At 71.7% G+C, this 16,901-nt stretch carries 14 protein-coding genes; 4 read left to right on the forward strand and 10 right to left on the reverse strand.

Features of this window, described 5'->3' with window-relative positions; translation table 11 throughout:
- Positions 1 to 16: 16 nt before the first annotated feature.
- Positions 17 to 469 carry an Lrp/AsnC family transcriptional regulator gene (locus tag OG289_RS00990; RefSeq protein WP_327312085.1) on the reverse strand — a complete coding sequence of 151 codons (453 nt, stop codon included), beginning with the start codon at positions 467 to 469 and terminating at the stop codon, positions 17 to 19.
- A 115-nt stretch (positions 470 to 584) separates the two neighbouring features.
- On the opposite strand from OG289_RS00990, the gene OG289_RS00995 reads away from it, so the two are divergent.
- Positions 585 to 1,154 (forward strand): LysE family translocator, encoded by a 570-nt coding sequence (locus OG289_RS00995; protein WP_327312086.1) that lies wholly within the window; start codon positions 585 to 587, stop codon positions 1,152 to 1,154.
- Positions 1,155 to 1,183: 29 nt separating this feature from the next.
- Here OG289_RS00995 and OG289_RS01000 read toward each other — a convergent pair whose 3' ends face one another.
- Positions 1,184 to 1,780: a TetR/AcrR family transcriptional regulator gene (locus OG289_RS01000; RefSeq protein ID WP_327312087.1), complete on the reverse strand. Its 597-nt coding sequence runs from the start codon at positions 1,778 to 1,780 to the stop codon at positions 1,184 to 1,186.
- Positions 1,781 to 1,886: 106 nt separating this feature from the next.
- On the opposite strand from OG289_RS01000, the gene OG289_RS01005 reads away from it, so the two are divergent.
- From OG289_RS01005 to OG289_RS01015, 3 genes are all read left to right on the forward strand, one after another.
- Positions 1,887 to 2,792 carry an NAD(P)-dependent oxidoreductase gene (locus tag OG289_RS01005; RefSeq protein ID WP_327312088.1) on the forward strand — a complete coding sequence of 302 codons (906 nt, stop codon included), beginning with the start codon at positions 1,887 to 1,889 and terminating at the stop codon, positions 2,790 to 2,792.
- Positions 2,793 to 3,364: 572 nt separating this feature from the next.
- Complete coding sequence (gene pepN / locus OG289_RS01010; RefSeq protein ID WP_327312089.1) at positions 3,365 to 5,806, forward strand: aminopeptidase N; 2,442 nt, start codon at positions 3,365 to 3,367, stop codon at positions 5,804 to 5,806.
- Positions 5,807 to 5,937: 131 nt separating this feature from the next.
- Positions 5,938 to 6,300 carry a hypothetical protein gene (locus tag OG289_RS01015; protein WP_327312090.1) on the forward strand — a complete coding sequence of 121 codons (363 nt, stop codon included), beginning with the start codon at positions 5,938 to 5,940 and terminating at the stop codon, positions 6,298 to 6,300.
- Between the two features lie 43 nt (positions 6,301 to 6,343).
- Here OG289_RS01015 and OG289_RS01020 read toward each other — a convergent pair whose 3' ends face one another.
- From OG289_RS01020 to gap, 8 genes are all read right to left on the reverse strand, one after another.
- Positions 6,344 to 7,546, reverse strand: coding sequence for an SGNH/GDSL hydrolase family protein (locus tag OG289_RS01020; RefSeq protein WP_327312091.1), 1,203 nt, complete (start codon positions 7,544 to 7,546; stop codon positions 6,344 to 6,346).
- Entirely contained in the window at positions 7,543 to 9,909 is a 2,367-nt protein-coding gene (locus OG289_RS01025) for a glycosyl hydrolase family 95 catalytic domain-containing protein (protein ID WP_327312092.1), read from the reverse strand. Before OG289_RS01025 ends, OG289_RS01020 begins: the two co-directional genes overlap by 4 nt.
- 56 nt (positions 9,910 to 9,965) lie before the next feature.
- Positions 9,966 to 11,762 carry an alpha-galactosidase D gene (locus OG289_RS01030; RefSeq protein ID WP_327312093.1) on the reverse strand — a complete coding sequence of 599 codons (1,797 nt, stop codon included), beginning with the start codon at positions 11,760 to 11,762 and terminating at the stop codon, positions 9,966 to 9,968.
- A gap of 27 nt (positions 11,763 to 11,789) precedes the next feature.
- A complete protein-coding gene (locus tag OG289_RS01035; protein ID WP_327312094.1) occupies positions 11,790 to 12,980 on the reverse strand; it encodes an ROK family transcriptional regulator in 1,191 nt (396 codons plus the stop codon).
- A gap of 145 nt (positions 12,981 to 13,125) precedes the next feature.
- The gene (locus OG289_RS01040; RefSeq protein WP_327312095.1) at positions 13,126 to 13,521 is read right to left on the reverse strand and encodes a hypothetical protein; all 396 of its coding nucleotides are present in this window, start codon (positions 13,519 to 13,521) and stop codon (positions 13,126 to 13,128) included.
- 126 nt (positions 13,522 to 13,647) lie between these two features.
- The gene (locus OG289_RS01045) at positions 13,648 to 14,889 is read right to left on the reverse strand and encodes an aminotransferase class V-fold PLP-dependent enzyme (RefSeq protein ID WP_327312096.1); all 1,242 of its coding nucleotides are present in this window, start codon (positions 14,887 to 14,889) and stop codon (positions 13,648 to 13,650) included.
- A gap of 14 nt (positions 14,890 to 14,903) precedes the next feature.
- Positions 14,904 to 15,080 (reverse strand): hypothetical protein, encoded by a 177-nt coding sequence (locus tag OG289_RS01050; RefSeq protein ID WP_173877633.1) that lies wholly within the window; start codon positions 15,078 to 15,080, stop codon positions 14,904 to 14,906.
- Positions 15,081 to 15,899: 819 nt separating this feature from the next.
- The gene (gene gap / locus OG289_RS01055) at positions 15,900 to 16,898 is read right to left on the reverse strand and encodes a type I glyceraldehyde-3-phosphate dehydrogenase (RefSeq protein WP_327312097.1); all 999 of its coding nucleotides are present in this window, start codon (positions 16,896 to 16,898) and stop codon (positions 15,900 to 15,902) included.
- Positions 16,899 to 16,901 lie beyond the last annotated feature (3 nt).

A 16,901-nucleotide genomic window follows, 5' to 3' on the forward strand; every position in this document is an offset into this window, starting at 1 on the left:
TGAGTCGGCTCGATGGCTACTCCGGCAACGGACGGTCGTTGACCACTTGCTTCATAACCAGGGTGGACGTCAGGCGCTGGACACCCGGCAACGTGGCGAGCTGCCGATCGTAGAGCTGTTGGAAGGAGGTCAGGTCGCTGGTGACCACGCGCAGGAGGTAGTCGGGCTCACCGAACAGACGCTGGGCCTGCACCACGTGCGGGACCGCGGCCACGGCCTCCTCGAAGGCGGTGACCGTCTCCCGGTCCTCCCAGCGCAGGGTGGCGAACACCAGGGCCTCGAAGTCCAGGCCGACAGCGGCCGGATCCACGACCGCGCGGTAGCCGCGGATCGCGCCCGTGCGTTCGAGGTCGCGCAGGCGCCGGTGGCACGGCGAGACGCTCAGCTTCACCCGGGCGGCCAGTTCGGTCACCGTCAGACGGCCGTCCAACTGCAGCTGGGTAAGAATCTTCCGATCCAGGTCATCCATGGAGGAGATTATCCCCCGAAGTCGCTGAGAACAGGGAATTTTTGGAAACACTTTCGCCCGGAAGGCTCCTACTCTTCCCTCTCATACAGACGAACGGAAGAGAGATCGATTCAGTATGGACACGGGCACCGTGGCGGCTTTTCTGGCAGTGGACCTCCTCCTGGTGTTCACTCCCGGCGCGGACTGGGCCTACGCGATCGCGGCAGGACTGCGGAGCCGGTCGCTGCTCCCCGCGGTCGCCGGGCTGGTGGCGGGATACGCCGGATACACCGCGCTCGCCGTGGCCGGCCTCGTGGTGATCGTCGCCGGCTCCGCGAGCCTGCTCACGGCGCTGACCGTCCTCGGAGCCGCCTATCTGATCCGGCTCGGCTGGGGCGTCCTGGCACGGCCGGCCACACCCGGCGCCTCGGCCGAGGCCATGGCGGCCTCCGGGCGGCAGGTCATGCTGAAAGGCGCCGGAATCAGCGGACTGAACCCCAAGGCGCTGCTGCTGTACTTCTCTCTGTTCCCCCAGTTCATCGACCCCGCGGCAGGCTGGCCGGTCGCCGCGCAGCCGAACAGTGAAATCCCCGAGCTCTACGACCCGGCCTCCATCGCGGACCACGCCACCGCGATCGTCGCCGTGACCGCCCGTCACACGCCTGCGGTGACGGCGGTTCTGCGCACGGACACTTCACATCCGTGACCGGGCTTCAGTAGCCGTGGGGCTGCCGGTCAGGCGTCCTTGTCCTTCCTCACCGCCACGTCGAGGATGGGCCCGAGTTCTCGGGCCACGGTCGTCAGGGCGCGGACGTCCTGCTCGGCGCGGGCCATCAGGATCGCCCCCTCCAGGGCGCTGATCATGAGTGTGGCGAGGGCCGCGGCCCGTTCTTCCGGGACGCCCATGTCCACCAGGGCTCCGGCCACCGGTCCGGTCCAAGCGGTGAACGCGGCGGCCGCGGCCTCGCGCGTGGAGACGGTGGACTGCGCGCAGTCCACCGTGGCGGCGGCCACGGGGCAGCCGCCCGCGAAGCCGGCCGTCTCGTACTCGTCGGTCCACTGGCGCACCATCTCGGCGAACAGCCCGCTGGGCGTCGGCTCGTCCAACGCGGCGAGGAAGCGGGCGACACGTTTGCCCGCGTACCGGCCGGCCCAGCCCACCGCCTCGTTGACGAGCTGTTCCTTGCCGCCGGGGAAGTAGTGCTGGAGCGAACCTCGCGGTGCGTCGGCGTGGGCGGCGACCTCTCGCATACCGGTGGAGGCGACCCCGTCGCGCCGGATGAGCTGAGCCGCGCTGAAGACCATCCGCTCGCGCGGCCCTCGTTCGGACATCCTCGGTCTCCCCAATCGTCGAGCTCTCCGACACCCATCCTATGACCGCCGTCATAGGATTCGGCTACTATGACCGCTGTCATAGTCGGCTGGATGGTGATGCATCGTGTACGTCGGTTTCATCGGACTCGGGGTCATGGGACAGCCCATGGCCCTCAACCTCGCCCGCGCCGGGACACCCCTCGTCGTGTGGAACCGCACCCCAGGCCGGTGCGACCCCCTGCGCGCCGCCGGCGCCGAGGTTGCCGCGATCCCCGCCGAGGTCTTCGACCGGGCCGAGACCGTGATCCTCATGCTGGCCGACGAGAAGGCCGTCGACACGGTCCTGGGGCGCGGCACCCCGGACTTCGACGCGCACGTCGCCGGACACACCGTCATCCACATGGGCACCACCTCGGCCGAGTACTCCGGCAGCCTCCAGGACGAGATCCGGGCGGCGGGCGGACGCTACGTCGAGGCCCCGGTCTCCGGATCGCGCGTACCGGCCGAGCAGGGCGAACTCGTGGGAATGCTGGCAGGGGACGACGACGCCGTGGCGGACGTACGGCCCCTGCTCGCCGCCATCTGCCGGGAGACCTTCGAGTGCGGCGCGGTCCCGGGGGCGCTGCTGATGAAGTTCTCGGTGAACCTGTTCCTGATCACGATGGTCACCGGGCTGACCGAGGCCTTCCACTTCGCCGACCGGCACGGGCTCGACCAGCACCTGCTCCGCGACGTCCTGGACGCCGGTCCCATGGCCAGCGCCGTCTCCCGCGTGAAGGGACCCAAACTGCTGGCCCGTGACTTCGCCGTCCAGGCGGCCGCCGCGGACGTCCTGAAGAACAACCGCCTGATCGCGGAAGCCGCCCGCAAGGCCGACCTGGCCTCCCCACTCCTCGACATCTGCCACACCCTCTACCGTGAAACCGTCGAACAGGGCCACGGCGGCGAGGACATGGTGGCGGTACTGCACGCCCTGGAGTCCCGCACCGACGGCGCTCCCGTACCCGTCCGGCTGGAGGAACGAGCATGAGCCGGACCATCGAGCGGCGCGGCCGCGTCACCCGAGCGACATCGGACTCGGGTTCGCGCTGTTCACCGTGCTCACCCCGGACGCGTTCCGCACACGCGCCGAGATTCCCTCCGGCCTGTCGGCCGGCGCGAGTGTTGCCGTCGCGCTCGCCGTGACGCCGGGCCTGGCCATGTTCACCGCGCTGTTGCTGTTCGTCGCCCTGCTGCTGGTTCGTCACGCGTTCGCCGTTCGCCGCCACGCTCGGGAGGCCGCCGGTGCCCAGCACCGGCAGCCTCCGGGCCGTTCTCGCGATCGTCTGCACGATCACGCCGGCCCTGCGCGCACTGCCGTTCGCCGTGCTCGGCCGGCTGCGCGGCTCGGCGATCGTGTAGCGGCTCACGGTGTGGATGCCGACGGGCATCCTCGCGATCCTCGCGGTGAGCTCACTGCACGGCACCCTCGTCGAGGATCACGGTGCAGTCGTCGCGGGACAACCGCCAGGCACCCGGCGCCCGTTCGGCACGAGAAAACCCCTGCGTCCGCCGCCGCGCTCCGTCATACGCTGACGCCCACTGTCTGCTGAGGGAGGACAATTGGAGATCCGGAGCCTGACCCGTTCGGAAGCCGAGCGCCGGGCCGAGCTGTTGACGGTCGAGCGGTACGACGTGGACATCGACCTCACCGGCCTGACCGAGGGTCCGGAGGTCCGGTGTGTCTCCACCGTGACCTTCGACTGCCACGAGCCGGGCGCGGAGACCTTCGTGGACTGCGCGGCACAGGTACACAGCGCCACACTGAACGGCGTCTCCCTCACCCCCGCCGGGGACGGCCGGATACCGTTGCCTGCCCTCGCCCGGCACAACGTGCTGCGTGTGGAGAGCGTCCAGGCCGACACGGCCACGGGCGCGGGCGTGCACAAGGCGACCGACCCCGCGGACGGCGAGGTCTACGTGTGGATGAGCTTCGAACCGGACGAGGCCCGGTTCGTCTGGGCATGCTTCGACCAGCCCGACCTCAAGGCCCCGCACGCCTTCACCGTCACGGCCCCGCCCGCCTGGACCGTCACCAGCAACTCCGGCGATCCGCGCATCGAGGAGCTGGACGGGGCCCGCCGCTGGATCTTCCCGGACACCCCGCCCCTGTCCGTGTACAACACCGTCGTCAACGCCGGCCCCTTTCACGAGATCCGCCGCGAGGCCGACGGCCACGACCTCGGCCTCTACGCCCGCCGCTCCCTCGCTCCGGTCCTCGACCGCGACGCCGACGAGATCTTCACCCTCACCCGTCAGGGCCTCGCCTTCTTCGGCGAGGTCTTCGCCATGCCGTTCCCCCAGCGCAAGTACGACCAGGTGTTCATGCCGGAGTTCGGCGGGGCGATGGAGAACTACGGCTGCGTGACCTGGTCGGACGGGTTCCTGCGGCGGGCCACGCCGACGCCCGCCGAGAGCGAGCTGCTCGCGAAGGTGCTGCTGCACGAGATGGCGCACATGTGGTTCGGCAACATCGTCACCATGCGCTGGTGGGACGACCTCTGGCTGAACGAGGCGTTCGCGGAGTTCGCCTGCAACTGGGCCGCCGAGCGCGCCACCCGGTTCACCGACGCGTGGGCGGGCCACCTCGCGGACGGCAAGCTCAAGGCGTACCTCTCCGACCAGGGTCCCGTCTCGCACCCCATCCACCAGCCCATCCACGACGTCGCCCAGGCCGCCTCGATCTTCGACAACATCACCTATCCCAAGGGCGCCTCCGTCCTCCAGCAGCTCATGACGTATGTCGGCGAAGAGCGCTTCAAGGCCGGCATGACCGCTTACTTCGCCCGCCACGCGTGGGGCAGCGCCACGCTCCAGGACCTCATCGACGCCCTCTCCGAGGCGAGCGGGCGCGACCTGGACACCTGGCGCTCGGCCTGGCTCGCCACGGCGGGTCCGGACCGTTTCACCCTAGAACGCGAGGGCGACACCGTCACGCTGGTGGCCGCCGGCACCCCGCGCCCGCAGGTGCTGGCCGTGGGCGCTTTCCGCAGGAACGGCGAAGCCCTGGAACGCAGGGCGCTGGTACGCGTCGAGGTGACGCAGACCCGCACTCCGCTCACCGGCCTCCCGCCCGAAGCGGACACCGACGTCCTGCTGATCAACGACGACGATCTGACCTTCGCCACGGCCCGCCCCGATCCCACGACCAGGGACGCCGTGTTCCGCACCGCGGCGCAACTGCCCACGGCCATCTCCCGGGGCGTGGCCGTGGCGACCGTGTGGGACATGCTGACCACCGGCGAGGCCACGGCGGCGGAAGCCGGGCGCTGCATCACCGCCGTCCTCACGGCCGAGACGTCCGACGCCGTGATCGAGCCCTATCTCACGCTCGCCGCGACGATCGCCGAGCTGTGGGCGCCGCACGACGAACGCGCCGGACTGACGGCGGCGGTGGCGGGGGCCTGTCGGCGCCTCGCCGCGGACCCCGGCCGCCGCCAGGTCGCCCTGCGCGGCCTGGCCCGCACCGCGACCGACCCGGACGACCTGGCCTGGCTGCGCGAACAGGCGGGCGACGACGTGGACCTGCGCTGGCGCGCGCTGGTCCGGGAGGCGGAACTGGGCGGGGACGTCTCGTCCGAGGCCGCCCTGCTCCTGGCGGACGACCCGGACCCCGACGCGTGGGTCCGCGCCCTCACCGTACGGGCCGCTCTCCCGGACCCCGCCGCGAAAGCGGAGGTCTGGCAGAAACTGGCCGTGGACCGCGCGGTGCCCGTCAACGCGGTCAGCCAGGTGGCGGCGGCGTTCTGGCGCCCCGACCAGGACGCCCTGCTGACGCCCTACGCCCAGAGCTACCTGGACTCCATCCCCCACCTGCACCGAGGCGGAATGATCCCGGCGATGGTCTTCGCCGGCCAGCTCTTCCCACCGCACGCCATCGACACCACGTACATCGAAAAGGCCCAGCAGGCGTCCCACGAGGCGGCCCCGGTCGTCCGCAACACCCTCCTGGAACGCTCGGACGCGGTGAGCCGCATGCTCCACTCCCGAAACCGCACGACCTGACCGGAGACGGACACCGAACGCCCCGCGCAGGGGGGCCTGTCCCCTGCGCGTTCGAGGTGGCGTCGCGGAGTTCGACGGCGCCGGCCGGTGCGATGAGGTGATCCGCGCCGGCGCCGTTTCCCGAGGACCTGGTGCTGGTGCTGGTGCTGGTGCTGGTGCTGGTGAGCAAGGTCGGTGCGGAGCACGATGTCCGGGCCGGACTGGTCGCCGAACAGCGGCCCGAGCAGTTGCGCGCGGGCGTGGAGGCCAACCTCGCCGCACGGGGCGTCGAACGGCCGGACGTGGTCAACCTGCGTCGCGCCGACCGTCCGCCCGGTACCCAGGCCGAGGGGGATCGGGTCGTCGACCTCGACAGCCGGCTTGCGGAGCCCATCGCCCAGCGGGACCAGGGCAAGATCGGCGGCATCGGGCTGAGCAACGTCGCGGCGGATGACGTCCGCCTCGACCGGGAGGCCGTCGACGCCCTCTCCGGGATCGCACCGTGCGCCGGGTGAGGAGTGCTCGCCCGGCGCACGGTGGGCCGTCGGTGGGCCGGCGTCAGGGGCAGTCGAGGGCCGTCAGGTCCACGGCGTCGGCCATCGCCTGCATGCCCTTGTCGTTGGGGTGCAGGTGGTCGCCGCCGTCGAAGAACGGCAGGATCCGCTGGGGGGCGTAGGGGTTGCGCAGGATGCGGTCGAAGTCGGTGACGGCGTCGAACTCGCCGCTGCTCCTGATGAACGCGTTGACGTCCTGGCGTACGGACTCGGCGGCCGGGTCCCACTCCGACCAGCCCTCGAAGGGCGCCACGGTCGCCCCGACCACGCACTTGCCGGCGGCGTGCGCGCGGCGGACGATCTCCCGGTATCCGGCGATCATGTCCTGGGCGATCACTCCGGTGTGGGCCTTGATGTCGTTCACGCCCTCGAAGAGGAACACCGTGCGCACGCCCGGGTGGGACAGCACGTCCCGCTGGAGCCGGTTCAGCGCGCTCTGGCCGGCTCCGTCCGCCAGCACCTTGTTGCCGGAGATGCCCTCGTTGGCCACGCCCTTGACCGCGGTGTCCGCGCGTTGCAGCCGACGGGCGAGGTAGTCGGGCCAGCGTCGGTCGAGGTCGGAGGTGGACTGCCAGCCGTCCGTGACGGAGTCGCCGAGTGCGGCCACGGCGCCCGTCGACGCGTTCGCGCGGACGGAGACGGCGTCGAGGTAGAACCACGAACCGATCGTCCCGCTCCAGTGGTCGGCGCTTTCCTCGGCGCTGTGGTCGCCCTGGGTGACGTACGACGTCTGCAGGGCCATCCCGTGGCCGCTCGCCGGGCCCGCCGCGTCCGGCGAGTGCAGGCTGACCACCAGGTCTGAGGCGGCGGGCAGTCGGCCGGGCAGCGCGTCGCTCAGCGCGGTGCCGCCCGCGGGAATCGTGACGGAGTCCGTGCCGCCGAAACTCAGCCGCCGGTTGCTGCCGGGCACCAGTGCAGCGCCCTGCTGCCGGACACCCGCATAGACGCTGTCGAAGGTCACCGGCCGGTCGCCGAAGGCGTTCGTCAGCCGGATCCGCAGGTCGGTGCCGCCGACGCTGGTGCGCACGACGAGACGGTAGCCGCGGTCGGCGACGCCCTCCCCCACCCGGTCGGCGGACGCCCCCCAGGTGACGACGTCGTGCCGGGTGTCCACCGCGTGGGCGACCGCGCTCGGTGCGGCCTGGAGCAGCGTGACGGCGAGCAGGACGGTGACGAGCCGGCGCAACCGGGGCCGACGGGCCGTCATCGGGTGAATCCCTTCAGCGTGACGGACTCCCCCGGCCGCAGGTCCACCGTCCGGGATGTCTGCGCGTAGGCCAGTGTCGTGGTCCGGCCGCCGACGCTGTGCAGCCGTACCGAGGTGGGGGTTCCGTTGCGCCACCGCAGGTCGACGACGAAGCCGCCGCGCGCGGGCAGCCCGGTGACGTGCCCGGAGGCCGCCCAGGCGTCGGGGAGGGCGGGGAGGAGTTCCAGGTGTCCGGGGCGGGAGTAGAGGAGCATCTCCGTCATCGCCGCGGGGGTGCCGAAGTTGGCGTCGATCTGGAAGATGCCCCGGCCCTGTTCGGCCTCGTAGATGTCGAACAGGTTGAAGGCGGTGCCGTTGCCGCCGCCGGTCGACGGGCGCAGGTTGGTCACGATCAGTTCGTACGCGTTCTCCGCGTTCTTCAGACGGGCCCAGCACAGGGCGCGCCAGGCGTTCGCCCAGCCGAAGCTGTTCATGCCGCGCGCGGTGAGGAGAGCGGTGGCGCCGTCGAGGGTCTCCTTGGGGGTGGAGCCGTCGGGGCGGATGCGGTCGCCGGGGAAGAGGCCGACGAGCGGGGAGAGGTGCCGGTGGGTGGTCTCGCCGAGGTTGTCGGGTGACATCCACTCCTCCAGCCAGCCGGTCTTCGGACTCACCTGTGGCAGGTACAGCCGCTCACGCAGGTTCGCGATCCTGTCCGCGTAGGCGGCGTCCTTGTCCAGTTCTCCCGCGGCGGTTTCGTAGTGGCCGAAGAGTTGCCACACCAGTTCCTGGGCGTAGGTGATGCCCTGTGCGTCGAGCGGGCCGTGTTCGGGCGACCAGTCGCCGTCGGCGACGAGCACCTCCCGGGTGGTTCCGGGGAGGGTCGTGGGCAGCAGCCGTGCCTCCCAGAACGCGCAGGCGCCTTTCAGCAGCGGGTAGATGCGCTCCAGGTGGGTGCGTGAACGGGTGAACTCGTAGTGCTCCCAGAGGGTGTTGGCGAGCCAGGCGTTGCCCGCGGGGTGCCACCACCAGCCCATGCCTCCGTGCGGGTTGGTGGAGATCGCGACGGTCCAACCGGCGTTCTCGCCGGTGGAGTTGCGGTATCGGTTGCGCGGATCGTTGAACAGGGACCGGGTGAGGGCGGTCCAGGAGGGCAGTTGGGCGAGGCAGTAGTCGGTGAGGGCGTCGAAACACTGGGACAGGCCCGCACGGTCGGCCATCCAGTAGTTCATCTGGACGTTGATGTCGGTGTGGTAGTCGGCCATCCAGTCCGGGTCGTTGCCGTCGAGCCACAGTCCCTGGAGGTTGAGGGGGAGGCTGCCGCGGGAGCCGGAGATCATCAGGTATCGGCCGAACTGGAGGTAGGCGGCATCGAGTTCGGGGTCCGGTGCCCTGTCGCGGGCGCGCGCCTTGAGGCGTTCCCAGGTGTCCAGAGAGCGCTGCTCGGCGGTCGACGTGCCGAGTGAGACGTCCAGTTGGCCGTAGAGGGCGCGGTGGTCGGCGACGTGGGTGCGCAGCAGCGTGCCGGCCGGGTGGGCGGCGGCCGCGCGCACCTTCGTGCGGGCCAGTTCCTCCGGGTCGAGGGAGGGGTCGCGGTACTTCGCGCGGGCGTCGGGTACGTAGTTGGTGCCGCCGCTGACGACCACGGTGAGGTCGGTGCAGTCCGAGAAGTCGATCCGAGTCCCGCGCACCCGGACCCGGCCGCCGGTGCCGTGGGCGGTGACGGCGGCGCCGTAGCGCAGGCCGCCCGGGAAGGACGCGCCGAACGACTCCGCTCCCGCGGGGGTCTCGCCGTGCGTGCCGTCCAGGGTCACGGATCCCGTGTGGCGTCCGCCACCGCTCTGGGTGAAGTGCAGGACGATCACGTCGTCGGGGCGGCTGGCGAAGAGCTGCCGCCGGTAGGTCACCCCGGAGCGGACGTACGTCGTCGTGACCAGGGCCTCGGAGAGGTCGAGGGTGCGACGGTAGTCGTTGACGGCGGACAGGTCGTGGTCGGGGAGGTCGACGGTGAGCCGGGCGAGGAGGGTGAAGGAGCCGAAGTCGTCGCGGCCGTAGGGGAACTGGCCGTCGGCGTCCAGTCGGTCGTTGAGGCCGCCGGTCCACATCGTGGCGTCGGTGATCAGCAGGAGCTCACGGCCGGGGTCGTTGCTCGCGAGGGCGCCCAGGCGGCCGTTGCCGACGGGCAGTCCCTGTTCGATCATGGAGTGGTCGTCGGCGGGGGCCTGCCACCACAGTTCGTGGCGGGTGGCGTCGGTGGGCGGCGGTGCGGCGGTGGGCCGCTGCGGTGCGGCGGAGGCGGTGAAGGCGGGCAGGCCGGCGAGTGCGGCGGCGGTGAGACCGGTGGTGAGGAGGGCCCGTCTGTCGGGGTCCGTCGGGCGGGGGTTCATGGCGGCTCCGGAGGTCTGAGGGGCCCGGGTGCGCGGTCCCGGGCCGCCGGGTGTCGTCAGGAGGACTTGGGTACGTCGATCCGGTCGATGTCCGGCGCGTAGCCCGAACCGCTGTCGAAAGTGATCGTGTTGGCGCCCGCCTTCAGCGTCACCGGCACGTGGACGCTGTCGACGGTCCCCCAGTCGCCGGTGGAGGGGAACTTGTGGCGGGTGGCACCGCCTCCGTTGGCGGAGACGTCGGCCGAGCGGGCGTCACCGCTGATGTAGGCGACCTCGATCTGGTAGGTGCCGGGCTTGTCGACGACGATGTCGGTGAAGGTGAGCTTGCCGCCGAGGTAGAGGTTGCCGACCTTGTGGCCGCCGGAGCAGGCGGAGCAGTCGGCGGTGGAGGCGTTGCCGGCGAGGGTGTTGACGGGGGCCTCGGCCTCATGAACGGTCCGCTCCAGTGCGCTGCCGTGCGGGGTGACGGTGAACAGGCGGGAGCCGTGGGCGGGCAGTGCCTGGGTGATCCTGTTCTTGTACGTGCCGAGGTTCTCGTGGTTCCACAGGTCGCGGACGGCGGCCTTGCCGGTGAAGCCGAGGGTCGTCCAGTCGGCGCTCACCGAGGCCGGCGCGTCCGCCAGGTTGAACAGGGCGACGGTGTACGTGCCGTCGGTGTTCCGCGCGGCCCACACCTGCTGGGGGTCGGACGGGGTGAGCGGGCGGGCGGGCGGTGCGTCGCCCTGGTCGACGGCGATGACCTCGCGGTTGGTGAGCAGGGACAGGCCGTAGGAGTCCAGGCGGGTGAGGTCGTCGCCGGTGTAGAGCGGGGACTTGGCGATGGCCCACAGGCTGGCGTAGGTCTGCCGCTCGGCCTTGGTCAGGCCGTCCATCGCGCCGTTGCCGACGTCGAGGGAGTCGAGGTCGTTCCAGCCGCCGGGGCCGGCGTGCCGGGTCCAGGCGGGGGCGTCGTCGAAGCGGTCGTCGACGGAGTTCTCCCAGGAGACCAGGGTGTTGCAGTAGCACTCGACGTCGGTGTCGATGCGCCGGCCGTTGGAGTACTTCTTCCAGTCGGCGGCGTGTCCGATGTCGAGGGACCAGGAGACCTCCAGGTGGATCGGGCGTCCGGTGGCGGCGATCGCCTTCTGCCAGGCGGCCACGTCGGCGACGTTGTCGTAGTTGTCGCCGCTCTTGAAGGAGCCCGGGCCGACGCCGTCCAGCTTGAGGAAGTCGTAGCCCCAGTCGGCGAACAGCTGGGCCTGGGAGTCGATGTACTTCTGTGCGCAGGGGTCGGAGAAGTCCAGCTTGTAGGCGCTGTCCCAGCCGTTGGTGGTGCGCAGGTCGTCGTACACGAGGTCGGCGGTGGTGCAGCCGTCGGCGTTCCAGACGGGGGCCCTTCCGTCTGCGTAGGCCTCCTTCTCCAGGCCGACCGGCAGGTAGATGCCGGCCTTGAGGCCCTTGGCGTGGACGTGGTCGGCGACGGCCTTCATGCCCCGGGGGAAGCGCCGCGGGTCGGCCTTCTGGCGGGCGTACTGGTCGAACGCCGGCTTCCAGGTCTGGTCGCGCCACCAGCCGGCGTCGATGTTGACGTATGTGTAGCCGTACTTCTTCAGCTTCGCGGCCAGCGCGTCGGTCTGCTTCAGGACGTTCGCCTCGGTGAGGTAGCTGTAGTCGCCGTCCGGGTTGAGGCCCGGGTACTTGGACGACTGCATGCTCCAGCTCGACCAGCCCATGTAGGGCTTCGCGGCGAGTGCGGGCGTGGTGGTCCCGGCGTGGGCGGTGGGGGCGAGACCGGCGGTGCCCGCGGCGAGCGCGAGGACGAGCGCCGCTCTCAGGGCGCGTGCGGGCAGGACGGAGTGCGAGGGTGACCGCATGGGTCGTACCTCCTGGGGGGGTGGGGGTCAGTTCGGGTCCGTGATGAAGGACTGGATGGCGGTGGCCGCGGCGCCGCGCGCCCACTCCTCGAAGGGCAGCGGGCGGGTCTGCACGTCGCACTGCGCGGCCGAGCCGAACGCGGCCGCCGCGAAGGCGCTGCGGATGTGCTCGGCGAACAGGTCGTGGGCGGCAAGACCCTCGCCGGAGATGACCACGCGCTGCGGGCCGAGCAGGTTGGCCACGGTGGCGATGCCCCGGCCGATCGCCTCCCCCGCCCTCGCGTACGCCTCGCGCGCCTCGGCGTCGCCCCCACGCGCGAGGGCGACGGCCTCGGCGGTGTCGGTGACCTCGATCCCGGTCCGTTCACGGATCCGGGCGCGGATCGCCGGGTCGGCGGCGATCGCCTCGACGCAGCCGCGGTTGCCGCAGTGGCAGAGCGGCCCGCTGGGGTCGACGGTGACATGGCCGATCTCGCCGGCCACGCCGTGCGCCCCGGCGACCACCCGGCCGTGCACCACCAGGCCGCACCCGATGCCCGCGCCGACGGTCACCACGGCGAAGTCCGACAAGCCCACTCCGGCGCCGAACCACTGCTCGGCGACGGTGAGGGCCCGTACGTCGTTGTCGACGGTGACGGGCAAGCCGGTGACGGTGGAGGCGAGTTCGGCGAGCGGTACGTCGCGCCAGTCCAGGAACGGTGAGTAGCGCACCACGCCCTCGGCGCGGTCCACGTCGCCGGAGGCCGCGATGCCGAGCCCCATGACGTGTACGCCGTAGCCGTCCGCCTCGGTCAGCAGCTCCTTCACGAGCTCCGCGGTCGAGGCCAGGACCGCTTGGGGGGCACGGTCGGTCAGCGGCACGTGCCGGGCGAGCAGGATCCGGCAGCACAGGTCCGTGAGCACCCCGATGATCTCGCCGCCGGTGAGTTTGAGCCCCAGGAACAGCGCACGGCCGCCCTCGACCCGCACCAGGTTCGCGGGTCGCCCGAGGACCGGACGGGCCTCCGTGTCCGCGTCCTCCAGCAGGTAGCCCGACTCGATCAGGGGCCGGACCGCCTTCGTGACGGCCGCCGCGGACAGACCAGCCCGCCGGGCCAGTTCCAGCCGGGTGAGCGGGCCCTGGGAGAGGACGGTGGTGAAGATCTGCGAAGCGGCCGGCGTTCCGGCGGGGAACGTCTCCGCGGGGTGCGAGGGGGTGGGTGAGGGCGACGGGGGCATGGCCGGGAACCTAGGGCCCTTATTTTCCGGTGTCAATGAAAGAAACAGGAATGACCCGAGGTTCGGCTGTGAGCCCTCACTACCTTCCAATGGCCTTTATTTCATGGGACATTGACACGCATTCAGAGTCGTCGTCCCCAACCGCTCACGCCGCGCGTCTCCTCGCCCCCGCCGTCCGAACGGGGGCGACCGTGGGGCGGGCGGCTGGGGCCGGGGTGCGGGCGGGGCGGGCCCGGTAGGTCGTCTTCGCCGGGTCTCTGACGGGCTCGCCGAGGGTGATGCGTCCCGCCGCGTACAGCTCGTCGCACTCGGCGGTGGACAGTGCGACGTAGCAGCCTCCGCGTCCGCCGTCGGCGTCCAACGGGCGCCAGTAGCCGTACACGCGGCGTCCACTGGCGTGCTCGGTCACGAACACGGGCGTGCGCGGATCGGAGACGATGCGCAGGACGTCGGCTCCGGCGCGGCTCAGCGGTATGACGGGGCGGCGCGTGTCGAGACGTGTGTCGAGAACCGGCGGCCGGTCGGCGTGGGGCGGCATCATCGGTGACCTTTCCTGGGCGCGGACATGAGACCGCCTACCCTGCCGAGCGGAAGTTGATCTCACCTGGGGCATCCTTCATCACGGCACTGACAACGGCCCGTCCCGGCCCCGGTCGACCCGCGGGACCTACGCGGGAACCGACGACTCCCCCGCCGCGCGGGCCCACTTCTCGACGACGGGTACGCAGGTCTCGGCGAAGTACTCGTAGTCCTCGGGGATGTTGTAGACGTGGGCCGACAGCCGGAGGTGGCCACGGCCGTCGAAGCTGGTGAACGCGGCTTCCACGCCCAGTTCGGCGGTCGCACGGTCGCGCAGGGCGTCCGCCGCGACCCTGCTCGTGCCCAGGCCCTCCGGTAGGCGGACCAGGCGCATGCCGGGGACGGGCATCCCGACGTCGACGGGGTCCGCCGGGGTCCCGGTCCGGCCGAACGCGGCCGCGACGACGTGGGCGCCGTAGTCCGCCAGTTCGTCCATGTACCGGCGGGCCGTGTCCCAGCCCCAGGTGTCGTCGATGAAGTCCAGTGCCGTGGGCGCGGCCAGACAGCCCGTGGCGTCGAGGGTGCCCTGATGGTCGAAGCGGTCCGGGAAGGGTTCGGCGGCGCCCCAGGAGTCGATCAGCGGGTGAAGGTCCGTACGCAGCGGGCCGCGGGCGACGAGCGCCGCCGTGCCGCGCGGGGCGCACCCCCACTTGTGGAGGTTGCCGACCCAGGCGTCGCAGACCAGTCCGTCCAGCGGCGCGGCGAGCAGACCGGGGGCGTGCGCGCCGTCGACCAGCAGGGTGACCCCGCGTCGTGCGGCTTCGGCGCCGACGCGTTCGACCGGCATCAGCCGTGCCGTCGCGGAGGTGATCTGGTCCAGGACGATGAGGGCGACGTCGTCGTCCACCTGCGCCATCACCGCCTGGTACGCCTGCTCGGCGTCGGCCGCCAGGGGAACCCGTGCGGTGCGCACGCCGGTCCCCCAGCGGCCGGCGAGCCGCTGCGCGCCCATGGTGACGGCGCCGTAGCCGTGGTCGGTGACCACGATGTCCCCGCCGGGCCGGGCGGCCAGCGCGGCGAAGACGACGCTGGCCCCGGCGCCGGCGTTCGGCACGAGGGCGAGGTCCGTGTCGTCGGTCCGCAGGTGACCGGCGAGAGCCGCGCGGGTCGCGGCCATCCGGCCCGGCAGTGACGGGAACCACGCGACCGGGGCACGTTCCATCTCGGCGCGCAGAGCGTTCTGCCGCTCCTGCGCCACGCGTGGGACCGCGCCGAACGAGCCGTGGTTGAGATGCCGCAGCCCGGAATCGAGCGTCCAGGCGGCCATCGCGGGCCGCCCGTCGGGCAGCGTCAACGGCCGGGGGACGGTGACGACTTCACCCTCGCTCATGGGGCTCCACGGGCTCAGGAGAAGAACGACCGCTGCGCGGGCAGGCCAGGAGTGAAGGAGGACGGGGCGCTCATGACCCGGTCCAGGTCTCGCTTGATGCGTTCGGCCTCGCCGCGCACCTGTGCGGGCACGTCACCGCGCTCGGTGACGAGGCGATGGTAGATCGGAGTGTCGTCGAAGACGGGGATCACCGGGGGCGCTCTGCTTTCATGGACGGTCGCTTCCGAGACGTCGCCCGCGGCTCGACAGCTGAACCGTTGACGACGACAACATCGTATTGTCCCCCATGGGTTCGGCGCGGGCGACCAGGGGGACCCGATACGCTCCGCGACGTGGACCACACTCACGCCGGCCTCCGGTGGGAAATCCTGGCCGAACGTCCCGAGTGCGCGGGCTTTCTGACGGTGCGAAACCGCACATACCGGTATCCGGACGGCCGGCAGGATCACTGGGACATCCTCTGCGGGCCGCCTACCGTCGCTGTCGTCGCCTTCACGGAGGACGGGCAGCCGGGCTGCTCGCACCGGTTGCGTGAACCCGCGCGCGGGTGCGGGGACAAGGGATACCGGCCCGGCTCCCGGTTCGGCTCCGGATACCGGGCCCCGCGTCGAGGCCGGTCACGAGCCGGTCCGCGGTCGTGGGGTCGGCCTCCACGTACAGCCGCGTGCACGGTTCGGTCGCGGCCGGCCTGACCACCACCCGGCTCTGGCGGCCGTCCTCGAAGACGGCCGTGGCGCCCGTCCCGTCGACCCGGTGCGCACGCCGGCGGCCGACGCCGCGCACCGCGACGCCGTCAACACCGACGGATCGCTGATCGCGGCGGCAGGGCACGATCGCCGGGGTGGCGGCGCTTCCTCCTCCCCCCCGTCCCGGTCCCCGCCGCGGGTCCTGCCGCTGCTGGCCGACATGGAGGTGCGGCTCGACGCGCTCGCAACGGACCTCCGAGCCGGCGCCGGCCCCCGGACGCCCCGGACGCCCCGTCCTGAGCGGCGGGGCCGTCCGGGGTGCGGTCAGCGTGCGGCGAGGAGTTCGAGCGTGTCGATCACGCGGTGGGAGAAGCCCCACTCGTTGTCGTACCAGGCGACCACCTTGACGTGGCGGCCGTCGACGCGGGTGAGGGCCGAGTCGAAGATCGACGAGGCCGGGTTGCCGACGATGTCGGACGACACGAGCGCGTCCTCCGAGTACTCGAGGACTCCGGCGAGCGGCCCCTCGGCGGCGGTGCGGTACGCCGCCAGGATGTCGTCGCGCGTCACCTCGCGGGCGACGGTCGTGTTGAGCTCGACGATCGAGCCCACCGGCACGGGCACCCGGATCGAGTCGCCGGACAGCTTGCCGTCGAGGTTCGGCAGCACGAGGCCGATCGCCTTGGCGGCGCCGGTCGTGGTCGGCACGACGTTGACACCGGCGGCACGGGCGCGGCGCGGGTCGCGGTGCGGGCCGTCCTGCAGGTTCTGCTCCTGCGTGTAGGCGTGCACGGTCGTCATGAAGCCGTGCTCGATGCCGGCGAGGTCGTCGAGGACCGCGGCCAGCGGGGCGAGCGCGTTGGTCGTGCACGAGGCGTTCGAGACGATCGTGTGCAGGTCCGGGTCGTAGGCGTCGGTGTTGACGCCGTAGGCGAGGGTGACGTCGGCGCCGTCCGAGGGCGCGCTGACGAGCACCTTCCGCGCGCCCGCGTCGAGGTGGGCGCGGGCGGCCTTGGCCGAGGTGAAGCGGCCGGTCGCCTCCAGCACGAGGTCGACGCCGAGTTCGGCCCACGGCAGCTGCGCCGGTTCGCGCTCGGCGAGCACCTTGATGCGGCGGCCGTCGACGACGAGCGTGTCGCCGTCGACGGTGACCGGGCGGCCCAGCCGGCCGGCCGTCGAGTCGAAGGCGAGCAGCCGCGCGAGGGCCGCGGGCTCCGTGAGGTCGTTGACGGCGACGATCTCGAGGTCGCTGTCGCGCTCGAGGAGTGCGCGCAGCACGTTGCGTCCGATGCGGCCGAATCCGTTGATGGCGATGCGAGTCATGTG

Origin of the sequence: Streptomyces sp. NBC_01235, from assembly GCF_035989285.1 — a bacterium.
Lineage (GTDB): Bacteria > Actinomycetota > Actinomycetes > Streptomycetales > Streptomycetaceae > Streptomyces.

Excerpts from the sequence above, each read along its gene's own strand:
- OG289_RS00990 (WP_327312085.1), bottom strand. The coding sequence starts at position 469 with ATGGATGACCTGGATCGGAAGATTCTTACCCAGCTGCAGTTGGACGGC.
- OG289_RS00995 (WP_327312086.1), top strand. The coding sequence starts at position 585 with ATGGACACGGGCACCGTGGCGGCTTTTCTGGCAGTGGACCTCCTCCTG.
- OG289_RS01000 (WP_327312087.1), bottom strand. The coding sequence starts at position 1,780 with ATGTCCGAACGAGGGCCGCGCGAGCGGATGGTCTTCAGCGCGGCTCAG.
- OG289_RS01020 (WP_327312091.1), bottom strand. The coding sequence starts at position 7,546 with ATGACGGCCCGTCGGCCCCGGTTGCGCCGGCTCGTCACCGTCCTGCTC.
- OG289_RS01025 (WP_327312092.1), bottom strand. The coding sequence starts at position 9,909 with ATGAACCCCCGCCCGACGGACCCCGACAGACGGGCCCTCCTCACCACC.
- OG289_RS01030 (WP_327312093.1), bottom strand. The coding sequence starts at position 11,762 with ATGCGGTCACCCTCGCACTCCGTCCTGCCCGCACGCGCCCTGAGAGCG.
- OG289_RS01035 (WP_327312094.1), bottom strand. The coding sequence starts at position 12,980 with ATGCCCCCGTCGCCCTCACCCACCCCCTCGCACCCCGCGGAGACGTTC.
- OG289_RS01040 (WP_327312095.1), bottom strand. The coding sequence starts at position 13,521 with ATGATGCCGCCCCACGCCGACCGGCCGCCGGTTCTCGACACACGTCTC.
- OG289_RS01045 (WP_327312096.1), bottom strand. The coding sequence starts at position 14,889 with ATGAGCGAGGGTGAAGTCGTCACCGTCCCCCGGCCGTTGACGCTGCCC.
- gap (WP_327312097.1), bottom strand. The coding sequence starts at position 16,898 with ATGACTCGCATCGCCATCAACGGATTCGGCCGCATCGGACGCAACGTG.